The organism is Avibacterium endocarditidis (genome assembly GCF_002921145.1).
In the GTDB taxonomy this organism is placed as follows: Bacteria; Pseudomonadota; Gammaproteobacteria; order Enterobacterales; family Pasteurellaceae; genus Avibacterium; species Avibacterium endocarditidis.
The window spans coordinates 17,063-39,954 of sequence record NZ_PQVI01000080.1 but is presented as its reverse complement, the minus strand read 5'-3'; the positions used below and the strand labels follow the sequence as shown (position 1 = coordinate 39,954).

Annotated in this window: 10 protein-coding genes, 2 tRNA genes, 1 other RNA gene and 7 pseudogenes; 10 read left to right on the top strand and 10 right to left on the bottom strand. The window is 39.6% G+C overall.

Annotated features, from left to right (window positions below; translation table 11 throughout):
* Nucleotides 1-137 precede the first annotated feature (137 nt).
* From C3Z13_RS06240 to orn, 3 genes are all read right to left on the bottom strand, one after another.
* Nucleotides 138-213 (bottom strand) — tRNA-Gly (locus C3Z13_RS06240).
* Nucleotides 214-228: 15 nt separating this feature from the next.
* Nucleotides 229-304, bottom strand: a tRNA-Gly gene (locus tag C3Z13_RS06235).
* 132 nt (nt 305-436) lie between these two features.
* Entirely contained in the window at nt 437-985 is a 549-nt protein-coding gene (gene orn / locus C3Z13_RS06230; protein WP_103855353.1) for an oligoribonuclease, read from the bottom strand.
* Nucleotides 986-1,065: 80 nt separating this feature from the next.
* Between orn and rsgA the strand changes: the two genes are divergently transcribed.
* The 9 genes and pseudogenes from rsgA to C3Z13_RS06185 all read left to right on the top strand — a co-directional run bounded on the left by rsgA (nt 1,066) and on the right by C3Z13_RS06185 (nt 14,827).
* On the top strand, nt 1,066-2,121 hold the full coding sequence (gene rsgA, locus C3Z13_RS06225; protein WP_103855354.1) for a small ribosomal subunit biogenesis GTPase RsgA: 1,056 nt from the start codon (nt 1,066-1,068) through the stop codon (nt 2,119-2,121).
* Nucleotides 2,122-2,349: 228 nt separating this feature from the next.
* A complete protein-coding gene (ptsH, locus tag C3Z13_RS06220; protein ID WP_100295592.1) occupies nt 2,350-2,607 on the top strand; it encodes a phosphocarrier protein Hpr in 258 nt (85 codons plus the stop codon).
* A 98-nt stretch (nt 2,608-2,705) separates the two neighbouring features.
* A pseudogene (ptsI, locus tag C3Z13_RS06215) lies at nt 2,706-4,432 on the top strand (phosphoenolpyruvate-protein phosphotransferase PtsI).
* Between the two features lie 72 nt (nt 4,433-4,504).
* A pseudogene (gene crr, locus C3Z13_RS06210) lies at nt 4,505-4,996 on the top strand (PTS glucose transporter subunit IIA); the annotation flags it as partial.
* A gap of 395 nt (nt 4,997-5,391) precedes the next feature.
* A complete protein-coding gene (aceE, locus tag C3Z13_RS06205) occupies nt 5,392-8,055 on the top strand; it encodes a pyruvate dehydrogenase (acetyl-transferring), homodimeric type (protein ID WP_103855352.1) in 2,664 nt (887 codons plus the stop codon).
* A gap of 51 nt (nt 8,056-8,106) precedes the next feature.
* On the top strand, nt 8,107-9,996 hold the full coding sequence (aceF, locus tag C3Z13_RS06200) for a pyruvate dehydrogenase complex dihydrolipoyllysine-residue acetyltransferase (protein WP_103855351.1): 1,890 nt from the start codon (nt 8,107-8,109) through the stop codon (nt 9,994-9,996).
* 84 nt (nt 9,997-10,080) lie between these two features.
* Nucleotides 10,081-11,505: a dihydrolipoyl dehydrogenase gene (gene lpdA / locus C3Z13_RS06195; protein ID WP_103855350.1), complete on the top strand. Its 1,425-nt coding sequence runs from the start codon at nt 10,081-10,083 to the stop codon at nt 11,503-11,505.
* A gap of 191 nt (nt 11,506-11,696) precedes the next feature.
* Nucleotides 11,697-13,417 (top strand): annotated as a pseudogene (locus tag C3Z13_RS06190) (solute:sodium symporter family transporter).
* 7 nt (nt 13,418-13,424) lie between these two features.
* A pseudogene (locus C3Z13_RS06185) lies at nt 13,425-14,827 on the top strand (sulfatase family protein).
* A gap of 85 nt (nt 14,828-14,912) precedes the next feature.
* Here C3Z13_RS06185 and C3Z13_RS13080 read toward each other — a convergent pair.
* From C3Z13_RS13080 to C3Z13_RS06170, 5 genes and pseudogenes are all read right to left on the bottom strand, one after another.
* Nucleotides 14,913-15,089, bottom strand: a pseudogene (locus C3Z13_RS13080) (TolC family protein); the annotation flags it as partial.
* Complete coding sequence (locus C3Z13_RS13075) at nt 15,041-15,250, bottom strand: hypothetical protein (protein ID WP_483860528.1); 210 nt, start codon at nt 15,248-15,250, stop codon at nt 15,041-15,043. The pseudogene C3Z13_RS13080 and the gene C3Z13_RS13075, both read right to left, overlap by 49 nt.
* On the bottom strand, nt 15,175-16,284 hold the full coding sequence (tdeA, locus tag C3Z13_RS06180) for a toxin/drug exporter TdeA (RefSeq protein ID WP_483860527.1): 1,110 nt from the start codon (nt 16,282-16,284) through the stop codon (nt 15,175-15,177). Before tdeA ends, C3Z13_RS13075 begins: the two co-directional genes overlap by 76 nt.
* A 92-nt stretch (nt 16,285-16,376) precedes the next feature.
* Nucleotides 16,377-18,310 (bottom strand): annotated as a pseudogene (locus C3Z13_RS06175) (MacB family efflux pump subunit).
* Nucleotides 18,307-19,489 (bottom strand): annotated as a pseudogene (locus C3Z13_RS06170) (efflux RND transporter periplasmic adaptor subunit). Before C3Z13_RS06170 ends, C3Z13_RS06175 begins: the two co-directional pseudogenes overlap by 4 nt.
* 231 nt (nt 19,490-19,720) lie before the next feature.
* Between C3Z13_RS06170 and glnS the strand changes: the two are divergent.
* Nucleotides 19,721-21,379: a glutamine--tRNA ligase gene (gene glnS / locus C3Z13_RS06165; protein ID WP_103855349.1), complete on the top strand. Its 1,659-nt coding sequence runs from the start codon at nt 19,721-19,723 to the stop codon at nt 21,377-21,379.
* 266 nt (nt 21,380-21,645) lie between these two features.
* Here glnS and ssrA read toward each other — a convergent pair.
* Nucleotides 21,646-22,012, bottom strand: a transfer-messenger RNA (tmRNA) gene (gene ssrA, locus C3Z13_RS06160).
* 104 nt (nt 22,013-22,116) lie between these two features.
* Nucleotides 22,117-22,719, bottom strand: coding sequence for a hypothetical protein (locus C3Z13_RS06155; RefSeq protein WP_103855348.1), 603 nt, complete (start codon nt 22,717-22,719; stop codon nt 22,117-22,119).
* Nucleotides 22,720-22,892 lie beyond the last annotated feature (173 nt).

Genomic DNA, 22,892 nt, shown 5'->3' with positions numbered 1-22,892 from the left:
TAGAAAAATATTTTTCTATTTTAATTTGAAATGTTCAGTTTTGGCTATCGCTTTTTTTCATTAGGAAAAAGCAGATAATAGGAAAGAATAAAAAAGATAAACAGAAAACGTTTGTTAATAAAATATTAGAAAAAATTTGGAGCGGGAAACGAGACTCGAACTCGCGACCCCAACCTTGGCAAGGTTGTGCTCTACCAACTGAGCTATTCCCGCAAGAGATAAGGAGATTGGAGCGGGAAACGAGGCTCGAACTCGCGACCCCGACCTTGGCAAGGTCGTGCTCTACCAACTGAGCTATTCCCGCATATTCCGTAAGGAACGGGGCGTATTATACGAAAAATTTTTACGCCCGCAAGTAAAATTATAAAAAATTTGATTGCTTGTTTAGTTATTGATCAGAAAGCGAGGTTTTTCCTATTTCCTAGCAATAAATAAGCTAAGGCATTTTGATAAAATGCTCACGATAATAAGCCAGCTCAGCAATAGATTCACGAATATCATCTAAAGCAAGGTGGGTATTTTTCTTACTAAAGCCTTTTAACATTTCAGGATTCCAACGCGATCCAAGTTCTTTTAAGGTGCTGACATCAAGGTGGCGATAATGAAAATAGTCGGCGAGCTCAGGCATATATTTGAATAAAAAGCGTTTATCTTGCGCAACGCTGTTGCCACAAATGGGTGATGCACCTTTAGGCACCCATTTTTTTAGGAAATCTAAAGTTTGTAATTCTGCGGCACGTTCGGTGAGTTTGCTTTGCTTTACGCGTTCAATTAAACCATTTTCGCTATGGGTTTTCTGACACCAAGCATTCATTTTGGCCAGTAAACTATCTGGTTGATGAATGGCAAGCACAGGGCCTTCTGCAAGAATATTGAGATCTTTATCGGTTACAATGGTAGCAATTTCAATGATGCGTTCTTTTTCGGGATCTAAGCCCGTCATTTCTAAGTCAATCCAAATAAGGTTTTGTTTATCTAATTGCATTAGGGTATCCTATGTCTGTTATTATTTTTAATAAATGGTAAATATTCTAACCGAAAACCAACCGCACTTTGGATTTATCTTTGAGCAAACAAAAATTAACTTACAATCAGCAACGCAGAATTCGCTCTAATAATGCGAAAACATTACAACGTCACAAATCAAGAAATGAGGATATTCAGTGGCAAGATGAAATGCTTGGCCCAACGCAAGAAGGCACAGTGGTAACTCGTTATTCTTTGCACGCCGATGTGGAAAATGCACAAGGTGAAATTTTTCGCTGTAATTTACGCCGCACCTTGGCTAATTTAGTGGTTGGCGACAAAGTGCTGTGGCGTCAAGGTAGTGAACAGTTGCAAGGCGTGAGCGGTGTGATTGAAGCCATTCATCCACGTAAAAATGAAATTACACGCCCTGATTATTATGATGGCTTGAAAGTCATTGCTGCCAATATCGATCGCATTATTATTGTATCGGCGGTTGTGCCTGAGTTGTCTTGGAATATTATCGATCGCTATTTGGTGGTATGTGAGAACGCTAAAATTCCTGCTGTGATTGTGATTAATAAAGCTGATTTATTATCGGAAAGTCAGCGTGAAGCAGTGGAAAAACAGCTTAAGGTTTATGAAAAAATTGGCTATCAGACGTTGATGATTTCTGCCAAAACAGGCGAAAATATGCAAAATCTTACCGCACTTTTATCGGAAGGTACGTCTATTTTTGTGGGGCAATCAGGGGTTGGCAAATCCAGTTTAATCAACAGCATTTTACCTGATGTGAATGCACAGGTTGGTGCGGTGAGTGAGGGAACAGGATTAGGTCGCCACACCACTACATCTTCTCGTCTTTATCATTTACCGCAAGGAGGCGATCTGATTGACTCACCAGGGATCCGTGAGTTCGGTTTATGGCATTTGGACGCCGATCAAATTACGAAAGGATACCGTGAATTTCAGTATGTGCTAGGCACTTGCAAATTTAGGGATTGCAAACATTTGAATGACCCTGGTTGTGCATTGCGTGAAGCCGTTGAGCGAGGAAAAATCGATCCCGTAAGATTTAAAAATTATCATAATTTAATTGAAAGTTTATCTGAAACAAAGGGGCATAGACATTTCTTCACTCAGGACAATGGTTAAATAAAGGTTAATAAACGCATAAAAAAACGCCGTTTCAAGCATTTTTTTGTGATGTACTTCAAATTTTGCGTTGATTAGGGTTGATTATTGTTGTGTTAAGTTGAATACTAGCTTCAGATTTATTTTTAAAGATGAAATAAATACAACGATTGAATGGTAAGCTTTATGGTTACTGTTTGATGTTAGGATAACATTTATACTTAAACAATTTACTAAGAGGATTTTACTATGTACTCAAAAGATGTTGAAATTATTGCTCCAAATGGTTTACATACTCGCCCTGCGGCTCAGTTTGTAAAAGAAGCGAAAGCCTTTGCTTCTGACATTACTGTAACTTCTGGTGGCAAAAGTGCAAGTGCAAAAAGCCTTTTTAAATTACAAACTTTAGGTTTAACACAAGGAACTGTGATCACCATTTCTGCTGAAGGCGAAGATGAGCAAAAAGCAGTAGATCATTTAGTCGCTTTAATTCCTACATTAGAGTAATCATACCATTAGCCACAAATTTCACTTTCAAGAGAAAGTCTGTTTGTGGCTATTGTTCTATTTATAGCCAGATTTAATTATTAGTTCGGAAGGTCACTATGATTTCAGGTATTCCAGCATCCCCCGGCATTGTTTTCGGTAAAGCACTTGTTTTAAAAGAAGAAAAAATCGTACTTGATACGCAAAAAATTCAAGACGATCAAGTTGAAGCTGAGGTTGCAAGTTTTTATGAAGGACGTAATGCAGCCGTTGAGCAATTAACTGCAATTAAAGATCGTGCTTATGCTTCATTAGGTGAAGAGAAAGCGGCAATCTTTGAAGGCCATTTAATGATTTTGGAAGATGAGGAATTAGAAGAAGAAATCATTGATTATTTACGTTCTAATAAAGTGAATGCAGGGGTTGCTGCAAGCACAATTATTGATCAGCAAGTGGCGATGTTGTCAGAAATTGATGACGAATATTTAAAAGAGCGTGCAGGGGATATTCGTGATATTGGTAATCGCTTAATTAAAAATATTTTAGGTATGCACATTGTTGATCTTGGTGAGATCAACGAAGAGGCTATTCTTGTTGCTTATGACTTAACGCCATCAGAAACCGCACAGCTTAACCTTGATAAAGTGCTTGGTTTTATTACTGATATTGGTGGCAGAACTTCTCATACTTCAATTATGGCACGTTCATTAGAATTGCCAGCGATTGTGGGGACAAACACGGTTACTCAACAAGTTAATACCGGTGATTTCTTAATTCTTGATGCGGTGAATAACTGTGTTTATGTAAACCCAAGTCAGGAAGAAATTGATCGCTTAAAAGCCTTAGAAGCACAATTAGCCGAAGAAAAAGCAGAATTAGCGAAATTGAAAGATTTACCAGCACTCACTTTAGACGGTCATCGCGTTGATGTGGTAGCAAACATTGGTACAATTCGCGATGTGGAAGGGGCAGATCGTAACGGTGCGGAAGGCGTAGGCCTATATCGTACAGAATTCTTATTTATGGATCGCGATCAGCTGCCAACGGAAGAAGAACAATTTATCGCTTATAAAGAAGTCGTTGAAGCGATGAATGGCCGTTTAGTGGTATTAAGAACAATGGATATTGGTGGTGATAAAGAGTTACCTTACTTAAATCTACCAAAAGAAATGAATCCATTCTTAGGCTGGCGTGCTATTCGTATTGCCCTAGATCGTAAAGAAATTTTACACGCGCAATTAAGAGCAGTATTAAGAGCATCAGCTTTCGGTAAATTGGCTGTTATGTTCCCAATGATTATTTCTGTGGAAGAAATTCGTACATTAAAAGCAGAAATTGACGTATTAAAAGCGCAGCTACGCAATGAAGGCAAGGCTTTTGATGAGAATATTCAAATTGGCGTGATGGTAGAAACTCCATCAGCAGCAGTGAATGCGAAATTTTTAGCGAAAGAAGTGGATTTCTTCAGTATTGGTACAAACGATTTAACTCAATATACCCTTGCGGTGGATCGTGGTAACGAATTAATTTCTCATTTATATAACCCAATGACCCCATCTGTATTGAGCTTAATTAAACAGGTGATTGATGCTTCCCACGCTGAAGGTAAATGGACAGGTATGTGTGGTGAGCTAGCGGGTGATGAAAGAGCAACGTTATTGCTACTTGGTATGGGCTTAGACGAGTTTAGTATGAGCGCAATTTCAGTGCCAAGAATTAAAAATTAATCCGCAATGTAAACTATCAAGATGCAAAATTGCTCGCTAATAAAGCGCTTGAACAGCCAACAGCAGCAGATATTGAAAAATTGGTTGCAGACTTTTTAGCAGAAAATGCATTAAACTAGATACCAATTATTCAAATTTTGGGCTAGAATAGCCCAAACATTCACTTAGTAGGAGACTAAAAATGGGTTTTTTTTGATAAGTTATTTGGTTCAAAAAGCAATAAAACCGTTGAAGTAGAGATTTATGCACCGCTTTCAGGTGATATTGTGAACATTGAAGATGTACCAGATGTTGTTTTCTCAGAAAAAATTGTTGGTGATGGTATTGCAATTCGCCCAACAGGTAACAAACTTGTAGCCCCTGTTGATGGTGTTGTAGGTAAAATTTTTGAAACCAACCACGCTTTCTCAATGGAATCTACCGATGGTGTGGAATTATTCGTTCACTTTGGTATTGATACCGTTGAATTAAAAGGTGAAGGTTTTAGACGTGTTGCTGAAGAAGGCCAAACCGTTAAACGTGGTGATACCATTATTGAATTAGATTTAGAATTACTTGAAGCTAAAGCAAAATCAGTGCTTACCCCTGTAGTGATTTCTAATATGGATGAAGTTAGCCATATTGAGAAAAAAACAGGCGAAGTTGTTGCTGGTGAGTCTGTGGTTCTTGTAGTGAAAAAATAAAAATGCAATATAACAAAGCCCATTCCATTGAGAGAATGGGCTTTTTCTTATAAGGGAAATCTTCATCGCTGATAAGATTTATCCGTCAATCAGCTGAGGAGTAGGATTGATAAAGATTAAAGCGCTTTAAGTAAAAATTATCAGTCATCTGCTATTTTTACCGATTATTTAAAGTGCGGTGGAATTTTTTAATAAATTTTTTGCCTTTCCTAAGACTTATCAAAAAATTTTCTAATTTCAACAAATCTTATATTTTTTATAATCTTTGTTAAAGATTTGTAAACGGGTTTTAATAGTTGTAAAATAGCCTAGATATAGGTATTAGTTATCCATTCGTTGTTCAGTTTCGTCTAGAAATTGAACTTAACTTCAACTTAACAAATAAGGAAAAGACTATGTCAGAAATGTTAAGAAATGACGTAGATCCAGTCGAAACCAATGATTGGTTATTGGCGATCGATTCAGTAATTCGTGAAGAAGGTGTTGAAAGAGCACAGTTTATTATTGAGCAATTAATGCAGCACGCTCGTGCAAATTCAGTATCTTTACCAACAGGTGTTACCACAGACTATATTAATACTATCCCTGTTGAAGAAGAGCCGAACTATCCAGGTAATTTAGATCTTGAGCGCCGTATTCGTAGTGCGATTCGTTGGAATGCAATTATGATGGTATTAAGAGCGTCTAAAAAAGATTTAGAGCTTGGCGGCCATATGTCATCTTTCCAATCTTCTGCGACAATCTATGAAGTTTGTTTCAACCATTTCTTTAAAGCGCGTACCGAAAAAAATGGTGGCGACTTAGTTTTCTTCCAAGGTCATATTTCTCCAGGAATTTATGCGCGTGCTTTTGTTGAAGGCCGTTTAACTGAAGAGCAATTAGATAATTTCCGTCAAGAAGTTCACGGAAAAGGCCTTTCTTCTTACCCGCACCCTAAATTAATGCCTGAATTCTGGCAATTCCCTACAGTATCAATGGGTCTTGGGCCGTTGAATGCCATTTATCAAGCACGTTTCTTAAAATACTTACATAACCGTGGCTTGAAAGACACAGCAGATCAAACCGTTTACGCATTCTTAGGTGATGGCGAAATGGACGAAGTAGAATCTCGCGGTGGTCTTGCTTTCGCAGCACGTGAAAAATTAGATAACCTTGTTTTCGTGATCAACTGTAACTTACAACGTTTAGATGGCCCAGTAACAGGTAATGGTAAAATTATTCAAGAATTAGAAGCACAATTTAACGGTTGTGGCTGGGAAGTGATTAAAGTTGTTTGGGGGCGTCGTTGGGATCGTTTATTACAACGTGATACGTCAGGCAAATTATTACAATTAATGATGGAAGTGGTTGATGGCGACTATCAAACCTTCAAAGCAAAAGATGGTGCTTATGTACGCAAACACTTCTTTGGTCGTTACCCTGAAACTGAAGCCTTAGTGGCAGAAATGACAGATGATGAAATCTGGGCATTAAACCGTGGTGGTCACGATCCATTAAAAGTTTTCGCTGCATTCAATAAAGCAAAACAAGTTAAAGACAAACCAGTTGTATTGCTTGTGAAAACCATCAAAGGTTATGGTATGGGTGATGCCGCTGAAGGTAAAAATATCGCACACCAAGTTAAGAAAATGGATATGTCGGGCGTTAAACACGTTCGTGATCGTTTCAATATTGCAGTATCTGATGAAGATATTGAGAAATTACCATACATCAAGTTTGAAGAAGGTTCAGAAGAGTACAAATATCTTCACGAGCGCCGTCAAGCATTGAACGGTTATTTACCAACCCGTGCGCCACGCTTTACTCACGAACTTGAAGTGCCAGCGTTAGAAGAGTTTGCACAATTATTTGAAGCACAATCTCGTCCAATTTCAACCACAATGGCATTTGTTCGTTCATTAAACGTATTGTTGAAAAACAAATCTGTGGGTAAACACATTGTACCAATTATCGCAGATGAAGCGCGTACTTTCGGTATGGAAGGTTTATTCCGTCAAATCGGTATTTATAACCCACACGGACAGAACTACACTCCACAAGATCGCGAGCAAGTTTCTTATTATCGTGAAGCCATTGATGGTCAAGTGTTACAAGAAGGGATTAACGAACAAGGTGCAACTGCGTCTTGGATTGCCGCAGCAACTTCTTACAGCACAAACAACGTACCAATGATTCCATTCTTTGTGTATTACTCAATGTTTGGTTTCCAACGTGTAGGTGATTTAATGTGGTTAGCAGGCGACCAACGTGCGCGTGGCTTTATGATCGGTGGTACATCAGGCCGTACAACATTGAACGGTGAAGGTTTACAACACGAAGATGGTCAAAGCCATATTCAATCAGCGGTAATTCCAAACTGTATCTCTTATGATCCTGCTTTCGCCTTTGAAGTACCTGTAATTATCCAAGACGGTGTTCGCCGTATGTACGGGCCAGAACAAGAAGATGTGTACTACTACATCACAACCTTAAATGAAACTTACGACCAACCAGCAATGCCAAAAGGCGCAGAAGAAGGTATCCGTAAAGGTATCTATAAATTCGAAACGGTAACTGGCCAAGGTAAAGGCAAAGTTCAATTATTAGGTTCTGGTGCGATTTTACGCCACGTTCGTGAAGCAGCGAAATTACTTGCAGATGATTTCGGCGTAACTTCTGATGTATATAGTGTAACTTCATTTACTGAAGTAGCACGTGATGGTGCAGATGTAGAGCGTTGGAACTTATTACACCCTGAAGCAGAGCCAAGAACAGCATACATTGCTCAAGTGATGAATGATGCACCAGCGGTGGCTGCAACAGACTACATCAAACTTTATGCAGAGCAAGTGCGTGCATTTGTTCCAGCGCAAAGCTATCGTGTATTAGGTACAGACGGTTTTGGTCGTTCAGATAGCCGTGAAAACTTACGCGAGCATTTTGAAGTGAATGCACATTATGTGGTAATCGCAGCATTAACTGAGCTTGTTAAACAAGGTATCTTTGACAAGAAAGTGGTTGCAGATGCGATTACAAAATATGGCATTGATGCAGATAAAATTAACCCACTTTACGCATAATTAACATCGCTCCCCTTGCTTTAGCAGGGGGAGTTTTGAGGAAAAAAGAAAATGGCTAAAGAAATTCAAATTCCAGATATTGGTGGCGATGAAGTAACCGTTACCGAAGTGATGGTAAAAGCTGGCGATACGGTTGAAGTTGATCAATCCGTAATTAATGTTGAAGGCGATAAAGCATCAATGGAAGTGCCTTCACCTGAAGCTGGTGTAATTAAAGAAGTATTAGTAAAAGTTGGCGATAAAGTTTCAACTGGTACACCAATGTTTATTTTAGAAGGAGCAGCAGCTGCACCAGCGCCTGCCGCTGAAGAAAAAGCAGCACCAGCAGCACCGCAAAGTGCGGGTGGTTCTGTGATTGAAATTCACGTTCCAGATATTGGTGGTGATGAAGTAAACGTAACTGAAATTTTAGTAAACGTAGGCGATAGCGTTGCAGAAGAGCAATCTATCTTAAACGTAGAAGGTGATAAAGCTTCTATGGAAGTGCCAGCACCTGTGGCTGGTGTGGTAAAAGAAATTCTTATCAAAGTAGGTGATAAAGTTTCAACCGGTTCATTAGTAATGAAATTTGAAACCACTGCCGCAGCGCCAGCTGCTCAACCAGCGGCTGAAGCACCAGCAGCACCTGCTGCAGTATCTGGTGGTGTACAAGATGTTCACGTTCCAGATATTGGCGGTGATGAAGTAAACGTGACTGAAATTATGGTTGCTGTGGGTGATAGCGTTTCTGAAGAGCAATCATTAATCACTGTTGAGGGCGACAAAGCTTCAATGGAAGTCCCTGCACCATTTGCCGGTGTAGTGAAAGAAATCTTAGTGAAATCAGGGGATAAAGTTTCAACTGGTTCATTAATTATGCGTTTTGAAGTAGCGGGTTCAGCGCCTGCAGCAGCCCCAGCAGCTCAACCAGCAGCGGCACCAGCACAAACTCAAGCGGCTGCCCCTGCAGCGCCAGCACAATCAGCGCAGCCTGCTAACCAAGCAGAAGTTACAGCAAGTGCAAGTTTTGCTCACGCAACCCCTGTGGTTCGCCGTTTAGCTCGTGAGTTTGGGGTAAACCTAGATAAAGTGAAAGGAACAGGCCGTAAAGGTCGTATCCTGAAAGAAGACGTTCAAGCCTATGTGAAAGCCGCGGTGAAAGCGGTAGAAAGCGGTTCTGTATCCGCAGCATCAACAGGTGCCGCGAATGGTGCAGGTTTAGGCTTACTCCCTTGGCCGAAAGTGGACTTCAGCAAATTCGGTGAAGTAGAACAAGTTGAATTAGGCCGTATCCAAAAAATCTCTGGTGCGAACTTACACCGTAACTGGGTAATGATTCCACACGTAACACAATGGGATAAAGCAGACATCACAGATTTAGAGCAATTCCGTAAAGAGCAAAATGTGCTTGCGGAAAAACAAAAACTTGATGTAAAAATCACCCCACTTGTGTTCATTATGAAAGCGGTAGCGAAAGCCTTAGAAGCTTACCCACGCTTTAATAGCTCCTTATCTGAAGATGCACAAAGCTTGATCTTGAAAAAATACATCAACATTGGCGTAGCGGTAGATACACCAAATGGCTTAGTTGTGCCTGTATTTAAAGATGTAAACAAAAAAGGCATTATCGAGCTTTCACGTGAATTAGCAGAAATCTCGAAAAAGGCGCGTGCAGGTAAATTAACCGCATCTGATATGCAAGGTGGTTGTTTTACCATTTCAAGCCTAGGCGGTATTGGTGGTACACAATTTACCCCAATCGTGAATGCGCCAGAAGTGGCGATTTTAGGTGTATCTAAATCTGAAATGACACCAGTATGGAACGGCAAAGAATTTACTCCACGCTTGATGTTACCATTATCGCTCTCTTACGATCACCGCGTGATTGATGGGGCAGACGGTGCAAGATTTATCACCTTCATCAATGGCGTATTAAGCGACCTTCGCCGTTTAGTAATGTAATTCCTTAGCGTTTCTCATTAAAATGGGAAACGCTGTTTAGTTAAAGTGCGGTGTAAAAACCGCAAGAATTTAACGAGGTAGAAAATGAATAAAGAGATTAAAACACAAGTTGTTGTACTTGGTGCAGGCCCCGCAGGTTATTCGGCGGCATTCCGTTGTGCGGATTTAGGTTTAGATACGGTGATCGTTGAACGTTATTCAACCCTTGGAGGGGTGTGCTTAAACGTGGGTTGTATCCCATCTAAAGCCTTATTACACGTTGCTAAAGTGATTGAAGAAGCAAAATCTTTAGCAGAACACGGTATCGTATTTGGCGAGCCACAAACTGACATTGACAAAATCCGTGGTTGGAAAGAAAAAGTAATCAACCAATTAACAGGTGGCTTAGCTGGAATGGCTAAAATGCGTAAAGTGCAAGTGGTAAACGGTTACGGTAAATTCTCAGGCCCTAACACCATTATCGTTGCAGGCGATGAAGGCGAAACCACCATTCATTTTGATAATGCTATTATCGCAGCAGGTTCACGCCCAATTCAATTGCCATTTATCCCACACGAAGATCCACGCATTTGGGATTCAACAGACGCACTTAAATTAAAAGAAGTGCCGAAAAACCTATTAATTATGGGCGGTGGTATTATCGGTCTTGAAATGGGTACGGTATATCACGCACTCGGTTCTAACATTGACGTAGTAGAAATGTTTGATCAAGTGATCCCAGCAGCGGATAAAGATATTGTTCAAATCTACACAAAACGTATCGAGAAGAAATTCAACTTATTACTTGAAACCAAAGTAACCGCAGTTGAAGCGAAAGAAGACGGTATTTATGTCTCAATGGAAGGCAAAGCTGCGAACGAAACACGCCGTTATGATGCCGTATTAGTGGCGATCGGTCGTACACCAAATGGTAAATTGATCGATGCTAATGTCGCAGGCGTAGAAGTGGATGAGCGTGGCTTTATCCATACAGATAAACAAATGCGTACCAACGTACCACACATCTTCGCGATTGGTGATATTGTGGGACAACCAATGCTTGCTCACAAAGGCGTACACGAAGGCCACGTTGCAGCAGAAGTCATCGCAGGACAAAAACACTACTTCGACCCGAAAGTGATCCCATCTATCGCATACACTGAGCCAGAAGTGGCTTGGGTAGGTAAAACCGAGAAAGAATGTAAAGCCGAAGGCATTAACTACGAAGTGGCGAAATTCCCTTGGGCAGCCTCAGGTCGTGCGATTGCCTCTGACTGTGCAGATGGTTTAACCAAATTGATCTTCGATAAAGACACTCACCGCATTATCGGTGGTGCAATTGTTGGAACAAACGGTGGTGAATTGCTAGGTGAAATCGGTCTTGCGATTGAAATGGGTTGTGATGCAGAAGATCTTGCATTAACTATCCACGCTCACCCAACCTTACACGAATCTGTAGGCTTAGCGGCAGAAGTGTTTGAAGGTTCAATCACCGACTTACCAAATCCAAAAGCGAAAAAGAAAAAATAGTTTTCTAACTTCTTCTCAAAAGCCTTTCTGATGAAAGGCTTTTTTATGCGAAAAGGAATGTTTATTTAATTCTAATTAAACTGAAAGATTTGTGATCAATATCACAGCCAAAGTATGACTACTGTCATAGGCACTTTATTGTAAATAGACTAATCTCATTATGAGTTTAATCTGCTAATAGGGAGGAAGTGATGTTTCTGACAGTTTTCAGTTTTATTATTGTCACTGGCTTTGTGGCTTGGATTTCTTGGCGGAAAACCAGAAATGATGATTTATCAACAGCTAAAGGATATTTTCTTGCTGGACGAGGGTTGAGTGCAGTTGTCATTGGTTGTTCAATGGTATTAACTTCACTTTCTACTGAACAATTAATTGGTGTCAATGCCAATTCCTATAAAGGCAATTTTTCTATTATTGCTTGGACGGTTCAATCAGTCATTCCGCTTTGTTTTTGGCTTTGTATTTATTACCGAAATATATTCGCAATGGCTACACGACAATTCCAGAATTCTTTGAAAGCCGTTTTGATCGTCAAACACGCTTAATAATGTCTGGGTTATTTTTAGTATTCTATTTATTTATCGTTATTCCCACCGCACTTTATACAGGGGCAATTGCCTTTAATAAAATCTTCAATTTAGAAACCGTATTTGGAATTAGCTATGGTGAATCTATTGTTTATACCGTAATGGCGATAGGTTTTATTGGTGCGATTTACGCTATTTTTGGTGGCTTAAAAGCGGTGGCAGTATCAGATACAGCGAATGCAATTATCCTTATAATTGGGGCTATTCTAGTACCAATTTTTGCCTTAATTTATTTAGGCAATGGCAGTTTTATGAAAGGCTTGCATATTATTGGTACAACGCACGTTGAAAAATTTAATGCTATTGGTAGTGCGACAGATGCTGTACCTTGGCCAGCAATGTTTACGGGGATTTTGATCGTAAACTTTTTCTATTGGACAACTAATCAAGCGATTGTGCAACGTGCATTAGGTGCGAAAGATTTAAAAGCAGGGCAAAAAGGGATTTTAATTGCTGCGCTTTTCTTGCTCTTATTGCCGATTATTCTTAATTTACCAGGTTTGCTGAGTTTCCATATTTTAGGTGAAGGACTAAATCCAATTGATTTATCTTATCCTGAATTAGTTAATCGCGTTTTGCCAACAGTCCTACAAGGTTTCTTTATTGCGGCTTTATTTGGGGCAATTTTAAGTACATTCAATTCATTCTTAAATTCAGCAGCAACAATTTATTGTAAAGACTTATTGCCTTCACTAACCAAAAGAACCTTTAGTGAAACTGAATTAATTGTTTATGCGAAAAAAGTCTCGGCAGTCATGGCAGTTATCACCATCATTATTGGACCATTGCTTATGTTTGGTACAGATGGCATTTTCTTACTGACTAAACGTTTTGCAGGTTTTGTGAATATTCCTATTGTTGCTCTATTTGCAGTGGGATTATTCAATAAAACTGTATCGGGACTAGCTGCGCGTATTGCCTTATTGGTACATGTTATTTTATATTTCCTTATTGTTTGGGTATTTAATGTAAAAGTGAATTTTGTGTATGTAATGGCTGCACTATTCGTTTTTGATGTCGTATTAATGCTAGTATTAGGTTCGTTCTTACGCAGAAAAACACCTTATGTTGATAACGTGTCAAACCAAAGTAATGTAGATTTAAGCAACTGGGAATATGTTAATATCACTGTGGCATCTCTTGCATTAGGTTTAGTTTCTCTTTATGCGTTGCTTTCTTCAATTGGGCTTGCTTCAGAAAATGGTAAACCACTTTGGGTACTTGCTGCTTATGCAATTCTTCAAGTGATTTTATTTGTGGTAATTGGTCGAAATAGAAAAGGTGTAACCAATGAAAATGTAATTTATATTCTTAGATCAAGTTAGAAAAGATATGCTTGGTACTTATGGACATAAGATTGTAAAAACGCCGAATTTAGATCGTTTAGCGAGAGAAGGTGTTCGTTTTGATAATGCCTTCACGCCAGCTTCAGTTTGTGGCCCTGCTAGAACATCACTTTTTACAGGGCAAATGCCTTCTACCCATGGCATTATTCGAAATGGTGAAAAAGGTGGAACAGGAGAAATTCCGGCAGAGCAACCACATATCGGAAAACTGGACGGCTATAATTGCTATGTTGCAGGAAAATGGCACGTTGGCACGAGATCTGTTCCAAGAGATTACGGTATTAAAGGGCATAATTTTGATGGATATGGCTACCCAGGCAGTCACGTTTATAAAAATTTAGTGTTTGATCAAGCGCCTACCCAGTCAAATCGTTACCCTGAATGGCTTGTAGAAAAAGGCTTCCCTACGCCAGAAGTCAGCCTAGCTTATTTTGGTGATAACCCACATTTAAGAGTACAAGAATTGTGCGGTTTACTTTCAGGAACAAAAGAACAAACGATTCCCTATTTTATTATTGATGAAGCGAAAAGCTTTATTTTGGAATCTCTTGCTGAGCATAAGCCTTTCTTTACTTGGATTAATTTCTGGGGGCCGCATACGCCTTGCATTGTTCCTGAGCCTTATTATTCAATGTATGATCCAAAAGATGTTGTCCTCGATGAAAGTTTCTTTAAACCTTTAGAAGGTAAACCTGGCCATTATCGTACCATTTCTAAAATGTGGGGAATGTGGGAAGCAAGTGAAGAACGCTGGAAGGAAGTGATCACCAAATTCTGGGGATATATCACTTTAATTGATGATGCGATTGGTGAACTATTTAATTTCCTTGAAAAACACAATCTTTATCAGGATTGTTTTATTGTCGCCACCGCAGATCACGGCGATGCAATGGGCGCACATAGAATGATTGAAAAAGGTGAGTTTATGTTTGATACTACCTACAATATTCCATTGATTATTAAAGATCCTGAATCTCCGCGTATCAATGAAGTGGACGATAATTTAGTTTATCTGCACGATTTGACTTCAACTGTGTTTGATGTTATTGGGCAAGCCGTTCCAGAAACTTTCCAAGGCGAAAGCCTATTGCCTATTTTGCGAGAACATAAATCCAATGATCGTAAGGGAGTATTAGCTCAACTTGCAGGGCATTTTGTTATTTTGAACAGAGAATGTGGCGTAGGAAAGATTATAAATTGGTCTTCAATGCAAGTGATGTAGGGGAGTTGTACGATATTCGTAATGATCCTGAGGAGTTACATAATTTGTTTTATGACCCAGAATATCAGCAAGTGAAAAAAGAAATGTTAGAAGAAATGCGGGCAGAAATGCTGAAGTATAAGGATCCATTAGAAAACTGGGCATATCGTATTATTAATGAGATCTAATTCTTCTAAATAAGAACCAAAGAAAAAGTGCGGTAAAAATTTCTGATTTTTCACCGCACTTTGTTTAACGTTTACTCAATAACAATTATTTTGCAGAGTAATAACCGCCCATTGCGCTATATACGGCGTTTTCGCTTTGAATGAGGTTGTATTTTGCATTCAAAATGGAAAGCTCGGAGTTGCGTTCGGTGCTTGCGGCGTTTAACCATTCTCTTAGTTCTGCAATGCCTGCATCATAGCGGTTTTGTAATATTGCGTGATGCGTTTGTTGTAGTTGTAGGTTTGCTGCAAGTTGGCGAAGTTTTGACGCGCTTGGTTGTAAGCAAAATAGTTGGTGTCAATATCATTTAAGGCTTTGGTGATGCTTTGTTCAAAGTTGACAAGTGCAAGATCATAAGCCGATTCTGAAATTTTACGTTCCATTTCACGGTGTTCCAGCTCAAGAATGGCAAGCTAATTCCTACTGTTCCTCCTGCGATAGGGGTGTTGAATGCGTTATCAATTTTATTGCCACTAGAGCCTAAACTTCCGCCCAAGGTAATGGTTGGGAACCAGCTTTTTTGCATTGCTTTGGCATCTTTGAAAGCGCTGTTTAAGCGATATTGATAACCTTTTACGTCTGGACGATTAGCAATGGCAGAAAGAGGCACATTAAGGTTTACCCCCACATTTTTCACTTTAAGAATATGCGGGTAGTTCACTTTTAATGGATCACTTGGTTTTAAATTCAATAAGTTACGCAAGGTGGCTTCTGCTGTTTTCTTTTGCGTTTGGTAATTGATTAAGCTGTTGCGCGCTGTTAAAACCGCTTGTTGTGCTTGATCGGAACTTGCGCGATCTGCCACGCCTTGGCGGAATTTATTTTGCATAATGCGGTTAATTTCGGAATAGTAATTAATAGTTTTATTCACGGTGTTAATCGCATCATTTAAGTAACCAAGTTGATAGTAGGTTAAGATTACGGAGTTGATTAATGAAATGCGCGCTGCTTCAAGATCTTGTTCGCTAGCAGCGTGTCGCCATTCTGCTGCAGAAGCAGAATCAGCTAAACGACGCCATAAATCTAGGGTGTAACTCACGTTTAATGCACCACCGTGGCTAATCACTGAAGAGCCACCATCGTGGATATTTTTATTAGCTGAAGAAGAAACCGAACCACTGAAATTCGGTACTAAATTTGCGCCGATTAAATTCGCGTTATAAAGTGCCGTATTTACAGCAATGGCAGCTTTGGCTAAATCTTTGTTATTTTCCAAGGCTTGCTCAACTAATTGATTAAGCTGTGGATCTTTATACAGCGTCCACCAATTTTCTTGAATGTTGTATTGTTTGGTTAATTCTTCATATTGTTGGAAATCTTGTTGTGACGCTTTGTAGGAATCATCAAGATTCGCACAGCCAGCTAACAACACAGACAAGCCAATAGCAAGTGAGAGTTTGGATTGTTTTAACATCATTTTTTCCTTATTAAATAAAATCGTAAGCAAATAAAGTGCGGTGTAATTTTGCCGATTTTTTATTGCCTGATGGTTGAAATTTTATCAAAAAACTATTCCTGAGCTAAAGCGGTAATTGGATTTAATTGCGAAGCATTTTTTGCTGGCATATAGCCAAAAATCACCCCAATTAAGCTTGAGCAGAGCAGCGCGGCGATAATCGAGAAGGTGGAAAAGATCATCGTAAAATCTTTCACCAGCCAATTAAACACTGTGCCTAGCACCATTGATAGCACCACGCCAGTGATACCACCAATTAAGCAAATCAGCACCGCTTCAATTAAAAATTGTTGCAAGATATTAAATTGTCTTGCGCCAATGGCCATTCGCACGCCAATTTCTTGGTTCGCTCGGTTACCGAAACCAGCATAATATTCATCACCCCAATGCCGCCTACCACAAGAGAAATAATGGCAATGGAAGAAATCAGCAACTTCATTGTATTTGTGGTGCTTTCAATGGTTTGCTTGATTGTATCGGTGTTAAACACGAAAAAATCTTTTTTGCCGTGGCGCACGGTGAGCAGGCGAGTGAGATCTTTTTCTGCTACTTTAGAACTAATTTCATCACGAATTTTTACCGTAATTGAGCTAATTTTTTGATTGCCCGAAATTTTGTTCATTGCTGTTGTGTAAGGTATATAAATATTCAGGCTAGAATTATTCGTTACCATATTATTGCTGGCTGCTACCCCTATGATGCGCAATGGTTTTTTATTGATCATCAAAATTTTGCCAAGGGGATTTTGATTGTTGAATACTTCGCGTAACGTGTTTTCATCAATCACGGCTACTTGTTCGCTGTGTTTTACGGCTTCTGCGCTGAAAAATATGCCTTCAGCTTTGCTTAAACCGCGGACATTAAAATATTGCTCGCCCACACCACGCACTTGGGCGGTGAAACTTTGGTTACCGTAAGTGAGTGTGCCGTTTACCGAACTATTTGGTGTAACGCTGGCAATATAGCTTTGTTTGGCAAGGATATCGGCATCTGCTACGGTAAGATTTTGATTTTTCGCTGCGCGCCGATCACCAAAGCCTGTACCGTTATAAATATCCATTGTATTTGTTCCTATTGCATTGATGTTGCTAAGAATTTTTTTTGCGAGCCGTTACCCAAGGCAACCACGCAAACTACTGAAGTAATACCAATAATAATCCCTAACATTGTCAGCAAGGAACGCAGTTTATGCGCCACAATGGCTTTAATAGACATTTTGAAAGATTCAACAAATTGATCTTTATAAAATTGTAATCGGCTTTTATTGCTTTGTGGTGCGATGTCTTGTTTTTGTGTAATTTGTTCCGATTTGCGGCGATCTTCAATAATTTTGCCGTCTTTGATCTCAATAATACGATTAGCAAAATTTGCTACGTTTTTATCGTGCGTGACCAAAATAATGGTGTGGCCCTCGGTGTGTAGCTGAGTGAGAATATCCATCACCGTTTCGCCACTTTTGCTATCTAATGCGCCAGTAGGTTCATCGGCTAGAATAATTTCGCCCCCGTTCATCAAGGCACGCGCAATACTCACACGTTGTTGTTGGCCACCAGAAAGCTGATTTGGCTTGTTTTCTAAGCGATCACCTAAGCCTAATTTTTCTAATAATTGTTTGGCTCGTTGTAGGCGAGTAGGTTGATCGATGCCTGCATAAATGGCAGGAAGTGCCACATTTTCCACCGCACTTAGGGTTGAAAGCAGGTTATAGCGTTGAAAAAATAAAGCCAAATTTTTTCTGCCGTAAATCAGAAAGCTGATCACGATTGAGCTGGCTGACTTCTAAACCATCTACTTTATAAGAGCCTGATGTCGCTGTATCCAAGCAGCCAATAATATTCATTAAGGTAGATTTGCCTGAGCCTGATTGGCCAATAATGGCAATAAAATCGCCTTTTTTGATGTTTAAATTGATGTCTTTTAACACCTGAGTGCGATTTTCGCCTTCACCGAAAAATTTGTTGATGTGGCTTAATTCAATAATATTCATAAAAAAACCACCGCAATTCGAGGGCCGCGGAAAGTATTTCCCACTTTTTCATCGCTGGTTACTTGCGAGGAAATCACTTTTTCCCCTTCTTCCAAGCCATTTAAAATTTGCGTATTCATATCATCGCTTAACCCTGTAACAACGGTGCGTTTTTCTACTTTATTATTGTCTTTCAATATATTAACAAAGGTTTCTTTTCCTTCCTTGTGTAACGTGATGGTAGGAACCAGTAGGGTATTTTGTACATCGGCAATGATAATGGTATTTTGCGTAGTCATTCCAATACGCAATTGGTTATCAGGATTATCTATTAAAACATTGGCATAGTAATAAACCGCACTGGTATTTGAGGCACTTTCTTTATATTCGTTATCCGTGAGCGTGGTGATGGCGGGATCAACAGAATGAATGGTTGAATAATAGACTTTGTCTGGTTCAGAAAGGGTGGTAAATTCGACAGCCATTCCTGCTTTCACTTTGGTAATGTCGCCTTCAGAAATTTCTGGCTTAATTAAAATCTTCGTTAAATCCGCCACTTGTACAATGGTTGGGGTAGTTTGGTTGGCGTTCACCGTTTGCCCTTCGGATACGGGAATGGACAGCACTGTTCCGTCTAAAGGCGAAAGAATTTGGGTATATTGTAAATTGGTTTTCGCTGTATCTACTTGAATTTCCGCACGCTGAATGGCAGCTTCCACTTCAGAAATCGCCGCTTTGGCAGCAGATAAATTATTTTTCGCCGCATTCAGTTCATCTAGAGAAGTGGATTTGCTCGCATATAATTTCGCAAGGCGATCATAGGCAGATTTCGCCACATTATAAGCTACTTGTTTTGCATTGAGCTGAGCTTGGTAGGCTTTTAATTCCGCTTGTGCTGAATTTAACGCATTCACTTGATTTTTAGAGTCAATTTCTGCGATTAAATCCCCTTGTTTGATATGTTGCCCCAATACAACGTGAATTTTTTTTTTCAATTTTACCCGAGGCTTGCGCGCCCACTTCCACACGGTTATAAGCACGAACGGTGCCTGCGGTGATGACGGATTTTTTGATTTCGCCACGGCGTACATTTTCTGTTAAATAGGTGGTTTCTTGTTGATTAGAATGGGTGAAATAACTATAAGCACCAAATGCCACTAACCCGACGGCAAGTAGGGAAAAAATCGTTTTTTTACGCATAAAAACTCCGAGAAAAATAACAATTGTTTTATTCGATGATTATAGTAGAAAACCTTTCTTAAGAAGACCTTAAGAAAAATAAATTTACACTGAATGAACGTTCGTTCATTTTAGGGCGTGAATTGTATCATTTATCTAAGGAAAATCAACCGCACTTTTGAATTCTGCTGTTAAACATAGTAGAATGAACAACAATTTTTTTACAAAAATCGAGAATATTTTGAGGTCAAAATGAGCCATATTATAGAGAACGAACATCAACCTACCAACTTTATTCGTCATATTATTGATGAAGATTTGGAAACAGGGAAAGTAAACCTCGTTTACACCCGTTTTCCACCTGAGCCAAATGGCTATTTACATATTGGCCACGCAAAATCGATCTGCTTAAACTTTGGTATTGCAGAAGATTACAAAGGCTTGTGTAACTTGCGTTTTGACGACACCAACCCTGTTAAAGAAGATGTGGAATATGTCGATTCCATTAAACAAGATGTGGAATGGCTTGGTTTCCATTGGGAAGGAAAGGCACGTTATGCATCTGATTATTTCGATGCGCTTTATGGCTATGCCATTGAATTAATTGAGAAAGGTTTGGCTTACGTTGATGAACTTTCACCTGAACAAATGCGTGAATATCGAGGCACATTGACCGAACCAGGAAAAAACAGCCCTTACCGCGATCGTAGCGTGGAAGAAAACTTAGCCTTATTTGAAAAAATGAAAAATGGCGAGTTTGCCGAAGGGAAAGCCAGTTTGCGCGCCAAAATTGATATGGCATCGCCGTTTATGGTAATGCGTGATCCGGTGTTATACCGCATTAAATTTGCCGAACATCACAATACAGGGGATAAATGGTGCATTTATCCAATGTACGATTTCACCCATTGTATTTCCGATGCTATTGAGGGCATTACGCATTCATTATGTACCTTGGAATTCCAAGATAACCGCCGTTTATACGATTGGGTGCTTGAGCATATTTCCATTAAACGCCCATTGCCACATCAGTATGAATTTTCACGTTTGAACTTGGAATATACGCTCACGTCTAAACGTAAGTTGTTGAAATTAGTGGAAGATGAAGTGGTTGATGGTTGGAACGATCCGCGTATGCCGACCATTTCAGGTTTACGCCGCCGTGGTTACACGCCAGCGTCAATCCGTGAATTTTGCCGCCGTATTGGAGTAACCAAGCAAGATAACGTGGTGGAATTTAGTGCGTTAGAATCTTGTATTCGTGATGATCTTAACCAAAATGCACCACGCGCAATGGCGGTGATTAATCCATTAAAAATCGTGATTGAAAACTTTGACGGACAAGAAATGCTTTCTGCGCCAAATCACCCAAATCGCGAAGAATTAGGTCATCGCCAATTGCCATTCACCAAAGAAATTTATATTGATCAAGCGGATTTCCGTGAAGAGGCGAATAAACAATATAAACGCTTAGTATTAGGCAAAGAAGTGCGTTTGCGTAATGCTTATGTGATCAAGGCGGAGCGTGTGGAAAAAGATGCTGAGGGCAACATCACCACCGTTTATTGTACTTATGATCCTGAAACCTTAGGCAAAAATCCTGCGGACGGACGCAAAGTGAAAGGCGTAATCCACTGGGTATCGGCAACGGACAACGTGCCTGCGGAGTTTCGTTTATACGATAAATTATTCACCGTGCCAAACCCTAGTGCGGCAGAAGAGCTTTATGAAGTGTTAAATCCAAATTCTTTGGTGGTAAAACACGGCTTCGCAGAAAAAAGTCTTGCCAATGCCAAAGAAGAACAAGCGTATCAGTTTGAACGCGAAGGTTATTTCTGTGCTGATAGCAAAGACAGCCACCCAGAACACCTGATTTTTAACTTAACAGTGAGTTTGAAAGAAGGGTTCTAATTTTTCATTTTCATTGAAAACATAAGTGCGGTAGGAATTTGATAAGAATTTCTACCGTTTTTTATTGAGAATTTTCCTTGGTTAGAAGTAGTTATGATGTTGTGCTTTTGATGAAATTAATACCATTCTTAATCTAAGAAAAAGAGGAGAAATAAAAAGGTTTAATAGTAGCGGAGAGTTAGATTAATTGGATAACTTTAAGGGGAGAGCCAAGCTATAAAGTTCTACAAATATAAATTAATACTGCGCTTGGACTATATCAAATTTGGTGGAGCTGGGGGGAGTTGAACCCCCGTCCGAAATTACTCTACCTTCAGCACTACACGTTTAGTCTAGTCTTTAATTTCACTTAACCACTGCGGACAGACACGCGATAGTTAAGCTAGCTTGATTCAATTTAACGTTTCGATCCTCAAGCGGAGGCGTCCACGCGATCTCGTTTGGGTTTGACTCCTCTTTATCCCCGTCTTACGAGCGGAAGCTGGGGAGAGAAGGCTATGAGCAGGTTATTAAGCTGCTAAAGCGTATTGTTCGTCGTTTGCGACTATTTTTTTGCGGTTTATTTACGAGGCCAACCGCACCTCGACGTGCACCTTGGGCTTCGCTAATCCCGTCGAATCCAGAATCAGCCCCAAAAACTCGGTAATTCTATCAAGGAATTGATTGAATTTAAAGAGAAATACAGTAAAAAGGCTAGAATATTTCTAGCCTTTTTTAATCATAACTCGATGACTAAATTATTTAGTTAAACTTTCAACTTTTTCAACTGCTGCGTCTTTTGCTTCAGTGACTTTTTCAACTGCAGCATCTTTTGCTTCTACAGCTGCATCTTTAACAGCTGCGGCTTTGTCCATTGCCGCGTCTTTCACTTCAGCCGCTTTTTGTGCTGCTGAATCAACCGCTGAGCTCGCTTTTTCAACTGCGGCATCTTTTGCTTCTATGGCAGCATCTTTAACATCAGCAACTTTATCCATTGCCGCGTCTTTTACATCTGCTGCTTTTTCTGCTACTGCATCTTTAGCGTCAGTTACTTTTTCTACTGCTGCGTCTTTCATTTCAGCTGCTTTTTGAGTAGCTGCATCAGCCATTGAGCTTGCTTTTTCAGTGATTGCATCTTTAGCTTCAGTAATTTTTGATACTGCAGTGTCTTTCACATCTTTTGCTGCTTCAACTGCTGCATCTTTAACATCTGATGCTGCTTGAGTTACAGCGTCTTTCGCTTCAGAAACGCTTGATTTTGCATTTTCAACTTGTGCTGAAACTTTGCTTTCTTTATCGAAACAGCCAGTTACAGTTAAGGTTGCGCCTAATACTAATGCGGCTAATAATGATTTTTTCATTTTTACTCCTAAATAAATAATTCAATAATGAGATACAAACCCACGTTTGCGGTGCATAGTCTGTAACAAAAATGTGGAAAAATAAACTACTATTTACATTTTTTACGTATTAATTTTGAAAAAATTTAAGTGGATAGATTTAACTCATTGAAATTAAATGAAAAGATGTTTTT

Coding starts and splice junctions, on each gene's coding strand:
- orn (WP_103855353.1), bottom strand. CDS start 985: ATGCAATTAGATAAACAAAACCTTATTTGGATTGACTTAGAAATGACG.
- ptsH (WP_100295592.1), top strand. CDS start 2,350: ATGTACTCAAAAGATGTTGAAATTATTGCTCCAAATGGTTTACATACT.
- aceE (WP_103855352.1), top strand. CDS start 5,392: ATGTCAGAAATGTTAAGAAATGACGTAGATCCAGTCGAAACCAATGAT.
- aceF (WP_103855351.1), top strand. CDS start 8,107: ATGGCTAAAGAAATTCAAATTCCAGATATTGGTGGCGATGAAGTAACC.
- lpdA (WP_103855350.1), top strand. CDS start 10,081: ATGAATAAAGAGATTAAAACACAAGTTGTTGTACTTGGTGCAGGCCCC.
- C3Z13_RS13075 (WP_483860528.1), bottom strand. CDS start 15,250: ATGGAACGTAAAATTTCAGAATCGGCTTATGATCTTGCACTTGTCAAC.
- tdeA (WP_483860527.1), bottom strand. CDS start 16,284: ATGATGTTAAAACAATCCAAACTCTCACTTGCTATTGGCTTGTCTGTG.
- glnS (WP_103855349.1), top strand. CDS start 19,721: ATGAGCCATATTATAGAGAACGAACATCAACCTACCAACTTTATTCGT.
- C3Z13_RS06155 (WP_103855348.1), bottom strand. CDS start 22,719: ATGAAAAAATCATTATTAGCCGCATTAGTATTAGGCGCAACCTTAACT.